This window comes from uncultured Parvibaculum sp. (assembly GCF_963975745.1).
Lineage (GTDB): Bacteria > Pseudomonadota > Alphaproteobacteria > Parvibaculales > Parvibaculaceae > Parvibaculum.
In genome coordinates, this window is the sequence record NZ_CAXBIB010000001.1 from 352994 (window position 1) to 358993 (window position 6000).

Consider the following 6000-nt stretch of genomic DNA (forward strand, 5'->3'; position numbering starts at 1 on the left):
CAAGCGAGAGAGATTGCATGACCGACGCCAATATCGCCGAACTTGCTGCGCCGATCACGCTGACGGCGCGGGCCGCCCGTCAGATCGCCCGCATCCTTGAGGGAGAAGGCCAGGGCGTCATGCTGCGTGTGGCAGTCCAGGGCGGCGGTTGCTCCGGTTTTCAATACGGCTTCACGCTGGATGATTCGAAACAGGATGACGATCTGGCACTCGAAAGGGATGGCGTAACAGTGCTGATCGATCCTGTCTCGGTCGAGTATCTGGCCGGCGCCGAGATCGACTATACGGACGATCTGATCGGCTCCGCCTTCAAGATCAACAATCCGAACGCCACTTCGTCCTGCGGCTGCGGCACGTCCTTCTCGGTCTGACGGGGGTTTTTCTCCAATACTGTGCCGCAATGGCACAACGATGGTTTTACCCAAAGCAAAACGCCAGTATCCTTGCGCGATCTTGGTGATTCTGACCGTAAGGGACCGCAAGCGCATACCGATGAACAGCCTTGTTCTGACCGATTCCGGCCGAAAGCTGGAGAAATACTGGCAATCAATCCGGAAGGCCGATGAAGTGCCGCGGCGCGGCGACTTCAGGCTGACATCGGATATCGCGCCGCTGATGCCCCATCTGGTCATCGCAGAACTCGACGACAACGACCTGGTCTTCCGTCTGGCTGGCAGTGGCCTGACGGAACGACAGGGCCTGAACATCACCGGCAAGCGCTATGGCGACTTCGCCGAGCCGATGCAGGTCGCGCGCGCCGCCGCCCGCATTATCGCGTTGCATGCCACGCCCTGCGGTTTTGTCTCCGTGCATCGCGAGGAATATCAGCGCGGTTTCGCGGCGGACGTCGAGGTGGTCGGCTTTCCGCTGCGCACCGACAACGGCGAGGGCCGGATGCTGGTGATGGTGGTGACGCCGCTCGGCACGGCGCCCTATTCCGAGACTGGCGGACGGCCTATCTTCATGGCGCCGGCAAGCCGGTTCGAATTCATCGATGTCGGCCAGGGCGAGCCTGACGACAACGCAATCGTCCAATGGGCCGAGCGCGGGGCCCTCAGCCAGGGGAAGCGGGCCGAGTGATGAAGATTGCGACCTTCAACGTCAATTCGATCAAGGCACGCCTGGCCAATCTCACCACCTGGCTGCAGGAGGCCGCGCCCGACATTGTCTGCCTGCAGGAATTGAAATGCGTCGACGATGCCTTCCCGCGCAGCGAGATCGAGGGGCTGGGCTACAACGTCGCCGTGCATGGACAGAAGACCTATAACGGCGTCGCCATTCTCTCGAAGCTGCCGCTCGAAGACGTGACCAAGGGCCTGCCGGGCGGCACGGAGGACGAACAGGCCCGTTATATCGAGGCCGTCGTGTCGACCGATGACGCTGCCATAAGGGTTTCTTCAATCTATCTGCCGAACGGCAATCCCGTCGATACCGACAAGTTCGAGTACAAGCTGCACTGGATGGACCGCCTGATCGACCACGCCCACAGATTGCTGTCCTACGAGGAAGTGCTGGTGCTCGCCGGCGACTACAATGTCATTCCGACCGCCGACGACGTGCACGATCCGGACGCCTGGGCCGATGACGCGCTGTTCCGGCCCGAAACCCGCGCCAAGTTCCGTGAGCTGATCAATCTCGGCCTGACCGATGCCTTCCGGGCCTGCCACACCGAAGCCCATCGCTACACCTTCTGGGACTACCAGGCCGGTGCCTGGGCGAAGGACAATGGCCTCCGCATCGACCATCTTCTGCTGTCGCCGCAGGCGACCGATCGCCTCACGGCCTGCGACATCGACCGCAATGTCCGGGGCCGCGAAAAGCCCTCCGACCACGTGCCCGTCTGGGTCGAACTCGACAGCGAAAAGCGCTGAATACCCCCCCTCTGTCACGGAACTGTCACAAAACTGTCATAAACGGCTTTCGGGAATACTTATCCCTCAACTTGTCCCCGGGGAGCGCGCGTCAGGGCCCCGGAGATAACCCCGACTTATCCCCGCCCGCCCGGCAAGGACTCGACTCCACCCCTTGACCTTCCCATCATGGGAAGCCCTATCTCGGATCCGACACGGAGCCAGAGGAGCTTTCCATGAGCACTTGCACCCATCATGACCATGCCGGTCACGGTCACGCCCATGGCGGCGCGACAGCGATCGACCCCGTCTGCGGCATGACGGTGAAGGTGACGCCCGACACCCTCAGCCATCGCCATGACGGCCGGGATTTCCATTTCTGCAGCGAACGCTGCCGGACCAGGTTCAAGGCCGATCCCGAGACCTGGCTGAACCCGAAGACCGACGCCGCGCCGACCGAACCGATGGAGGGCGTGCAGTGGACCTGCCCGATGCATCCCGAGATCGTGCGCGACGCGCCCGGCTCATGCCCGATCTGCGGCATGGCGCTCGAGCCGATGACCCCGACCGTCGCCGATGGTCCGAACCCGGAATATATCGACATGCGCCGCCGCTTCTGGATCGGCGCGGTCCTGACCCTGCCCGTCTTCGCGCTCGAGATGGGGGCACACCTGACCGGACTGATGCATCTGCTCTCGCAGCACAACAACAATCTGATCCAGATGGTGCTGGCAACGCCGGTGGTGCTCTGGGCCGGCTGGCCCTTCTTCCAGCGCGGTGCGCAGTCCCTGGTCACGCGCAATCTCAACATGTTCACGCTGATCGCGATGGGCACCGGCGTCGCCTGGGCCTACAGCATGGTGGCGACGCTGGCGCCGGACATCTTTCCCGATGCCTTCCGCAGCGCCGAGGGCGCGGTCGCGGTCTATTTCGAGGCCGCTGCCGTCATCACCGTGCTGGTGCTGCTCGGCCAGGTGCTGGAACTCCGCGCCCGCGAAACGACCGGCGACGCGATCAAGGCGCTGCTGGGTCTCGAAGCCAAAACGGCACGGCGCGTGACGGCGGAGGGAAATGACGAAGACGTCGCCATCGAGGAGATCGCCGTGGGCGACCGGCTGCGCGTGCGCCCCGGCGAGAAGGTGCCGGTCGACGGCGCGCTGGCCGAGGGCGGCGGCGCCGTCGACGAGGCAATGATCACCGGCGAAGCCATGCCGGTCAGCAAGCGGCCGGGCGACAAGCTGATTGCCGGTACCATCAACCAGACCGGCAGCTTCACGATGACGGCCGAAAAGGTCGGCCGCGACACCATGCTGGCGCAGATCGTCGGCCTCGTCGCCGCCGCGCAACGTTCGCGCGCCCCGATCCAGCGTCTGGCCGACAAGGTGGCCGGCTGGTTCGTACCGGCCGTGATCCTTGTCGCTGTCATCGCCTTTGTCGCCTGGTCGCTCTTCGGACCGGAGCCGCGCCTCGCCTTCGCGCTGGTGGCGGCCGTCGCGGTGCTGATCATCGCCTGCCCCTGTGCGCTTGGCCTTGCGACACCGATGTCGATCATGGTCGGCGTCGGCCGCGGCGCGGGGCTTGGCGTGCTGGTGCGCGATGCGGCAACGCTGGAGCGCATGGAGCGCGTCGATACGCTGGTGGTCGACAAGACCGGCACACTCACCGAGGGCAAGCCGCGCGTTGTCGAGATCGTCGCCGCCGACGGCGTCGATGAAAAGGAATTGCTGCGCCTGACCGCCAGCCTCGAACGCGCCAGCGAACATCCGCTGGGCGCGGCCATCGTCAGGGCCGCCGAGGAACGCAGCCTGAAACTCGCCGATGTCGGCGATTTCGATTCACCGGTCGGACGCGGCGCGGCCGGCATCGTCGACGGCCGCAAGATCGCTGCCGGAAATGCCCGTTACCTCGCCAGCCTCGACGCCGATACGGGCGCCCTCGACGAAACCGCCGAGCGTCTGCGCCATGACGGGGCGACGGCGATCTTCGTTGCCATCGACGGCAAGGCGGCCGGCGTCGTCGCGATTGCCGATCCGGTCAAGGAAACGACGCGAGGCGCCCTCGACGCGCTGAAGGCCGACGGCATCCGCATCGTCATGCTGACCGGCGACAACATCACGACGGCCGAAGCTGTCGCCCGTCGGCTCGGCATCACCGATGTCGAGGCCGAGGTGCTGCCGGAGCGCAAGGCCGAGATCGTCGCCAGGCTGAAGGCCGAAGGCCGGATCGTCGCCATGGCCGGCGACGGCGTCAATGACGCCCCGGCGCTGGCCGCCGCCGATGTCGGCATCGCCATGGGCACCGGTACCGATGTGGCGATGGAAAGCGCCGGCATCACGCTGCTGGGCGGCGACCTGGGTGGCATCGTCCGGGCACGCGCCCTGAGCCGGGCGACGATGCGCAACATCCGGCAGAACCTCTTTTTCGCGTTTGTCTACAATGCGGCCGGCGTTCCGGTGGCGGCGGGATTGCTCTATCCTTTCTTCGGCATCCTGCTCTCGCCGGTGATCGCGGCGGCGGCGATGTCGCTGAGTTCGGTCAGCGTCATCGGCAACGCGCTGCGGCTGCGGCAGGCGAAGCTGGGGTAAGGTTGGAGATGGGTGATTGGTTATGTGTACCGATTGCATTCTCCCCCAAAACGTCATGGCCCTGCTTGTCCGGGTCATGACGAATTATATTTAATCAGGCAGAAACCCGAGAGCGCGGGACCATGAGGCACCCATGAACATCGGCGAGGCGGCGAAGGCCACAGGCGTTTCGGCCAAGATGATCCGCTACTACGAAAGCGTCGGCCTGATCGATCCGGCGGCGCGCAGCGAGAGCGGCTATCGCGTCTACAGCGAAAACGACCTGCATGTGCTGCGCTTCATCAAGCGGGCGCGCAAGATGGGGTTCCCGATGGAGCGGATCGAGACGCTGCTCGGCCTCTGGCGCGACGACGACCGCAACAGCGCCGAAGTCAAGACGCTGGCACTCGGCCATATCGCCGAACTGGAAAAGCAGATCGCCGAGATGCAGGCCGTCGCCGACACGCTGCGCAAGCTGGCTGCGACCTGCCATGGCGATGACCGGCCGGACTGCCCGATCCTCAACGATTTGTCCGCCGAACATGATGCACCTGCGCGGACACCGAAAAGGAGACGTGCCTGACGTCTTCTGCTCGCATTCGGCCCTCCCCCGGCCCCACTGTCACCATAATGGGCGGCGATGATGTCCTCCGATTTTCCTGCCACCCGGAGTTCCGATGCCTGCCAGATGGATTTTTGCGCTCGTTGCTCTCTTCCTCATGCTGCCTGCACCCGGCGAGGCCGAGGCGCAAGGCTACGAGGAGCGGCCCGATCTCGGACGGGTCTTCGATGCGGCCGGCGTCAACGGCACCTTCGTTCTGCTGAATGTGCAGACGGATGAGACGATCATTGTTTATCCGGGTCGAGCGCTCCGCCGCTACGTGCCGGCCTCGACATTCAAGATCGCCAACAGCCTGATCGCGCTCGAAACCGGCGCGGTGGCGGATGCCGACGAAGTGCTGCCCTATGGCGGCGAACCGCAGCCCTTTCCGGCCTGGGAAAAGGACATGGGGCTTCGCGAGGCGATCCGCGCCTCCAACGTGCCGGTCTATCAGGAGGTCGCGCGGCGCGTCGGGATTGAGCGCATGCGCGCGATGCTGGAACGGCTCGGCTACGGCAATGCCGATCCCGGCGATGTCGTCGATCGCTTCTGGCTCGACGGGCCGCTCGAAATCAGCGCGGTCGAACAGGCGCGCTTCGTTGCCGCGCTGGCGACGAACGGTCTGCCGCTGTCGGACCGTAGCCAGGCGCTGGTGCGCGAGATCCTGCTGATGGAAGAGATCGACGGCGCGAAGCTCTATGGCAAGACCGGATGGGCTTTCGCCGAGGAGAAGCCCGGCATCGGCTGGTTGGTCGGCTGGGTCGAACGCGACGGCCGGATTTTCAGCTTTGCACTCAACATGGACATGACGAAGATCGAGCAGGCGGGCCTGCGCATCGAACTTGCGAAGAAGTTGCTGGGGACGTTGGGGGCGTTGTAGGGCGCTTTTGCGCAAGCAAAACTTGTTACCACTTCCCACCCTCCCCTTGGGGATTCCTCTGCAAAACACAGTGTGCTTTGGTCGTCAGAGGGGGGGGGCGGATCG

6 protein-coding genes are annotated in these 6000 nt (G+C 64.7%); all 6 read left to right on the forward strand.

Going from position 1 to position 6000, the window contains the following annotated elements:
* Positions 1–17 precede the first annotated feature (17 nt).
* Entirely contained in the window at positions 18–371 is a 354-nt protein-coding gene (gene erpA / locus AAC071_RS01665; protein WP_339829215.1) for an iron-sulfur cluster insertion protein ErpA, read from the forward strand.
* A gap of 121 nt (positions 372–492) precedes the next feature.
* Complete coding sequence (locus AAC071_RS01670; protein WP_339829217.1) at positions 493–1080, forward strand: PAS domain-containing protein; 588 nt, start codon at positions 493–495, stop codon at positions 1078–1080.
* A complete protein-coding gene (xth, locus tag AAC071_RS01675; protein WP_339829219.1) occupies positions 1080–1871 on the forward strand; it encodes an exodeoxyribonuclease III in 792 nt (263 codons plus the stop codon). Before AAC071_RS01670 ends, xth begins: the two co-directional genes overlap by 1 nt.
* A gap of 215 nt (positions 1872–2086) precedes the next feature.
* Positions 2087–4435 (forward strand): heavy metal translocating P-type ATPase, encoded by a 2349-nt coding sequence (locus AAC071_RS01680; protein WP_339829221.1) that lies wholly within the window; start codon positions 2087–2089, stop codon positions 4433–4435.
* 133 nt (positions 4436–4568) lie between these two features.
* Entirely contained in the window at positions 4569–4997 is a 429-nt protein-coding gene (cueR, locus tag AAC071_RS01685; protein ID WP_339829224.1) for a Cu(I)-responsive transcriptional regulator, read from the forward strand.
* A 94-nt stretch (positions 4998–5091) separates the two neighbouring features.
* Positions 5092–5895 (forward strand): class D beta-lactamase, encoded by an 804-nt coding sequence (blaOXA, locus tag AAC071_RS01690; protein WP_339829227.1) that lies wholly within the window; start codon positions 5092–5094, stop codon positions 5893–5895.
* The last annotated feature ends 105 nt before the right edge of the window (positions 5896–6000 follow it).

Coding starts and splice junctions, on each gene's coding strand:
- erpA (WP_339829215.1), top strand. CDS start 18: ATGACCGACGCCAATATCGCCGAACTTGCTGCGCCGATCACGCTGACG.
- AAC071_RS01670 (WP_339829217.1), top strand. CDS start 493: ATGAACAGCCTTGTTCTGACCGATTCCGGCCGAAAGCTGGAGAAATAC.
- xth (WP_339829219.1), top strand. CDS start 1,080: ATGAAGATTGCGACCTTCAACGTCAATTCGATCAAGGCACGCCTGGCC.
- AAC071_RS01680 (WP_339829221.1), top strand. CDS start 2,087: ATGAGCACTTGCACCCATCATGACCATGCCGGTCACGGTCACGCCCAT.
- cueR (WP_339829224.1), top strand. CDS start 4,569: ATGAACATCGGCGAGGCGGCGAAGGCCACAGGCGTTTCGGCCAAGATG.
- blaOXA (WP_339829227.1), top strand. CDS start 5,092: ATGCCTGCCAGATGGATTTTTGCGCTCGTTGCTCTCTTCCTCATGCTG.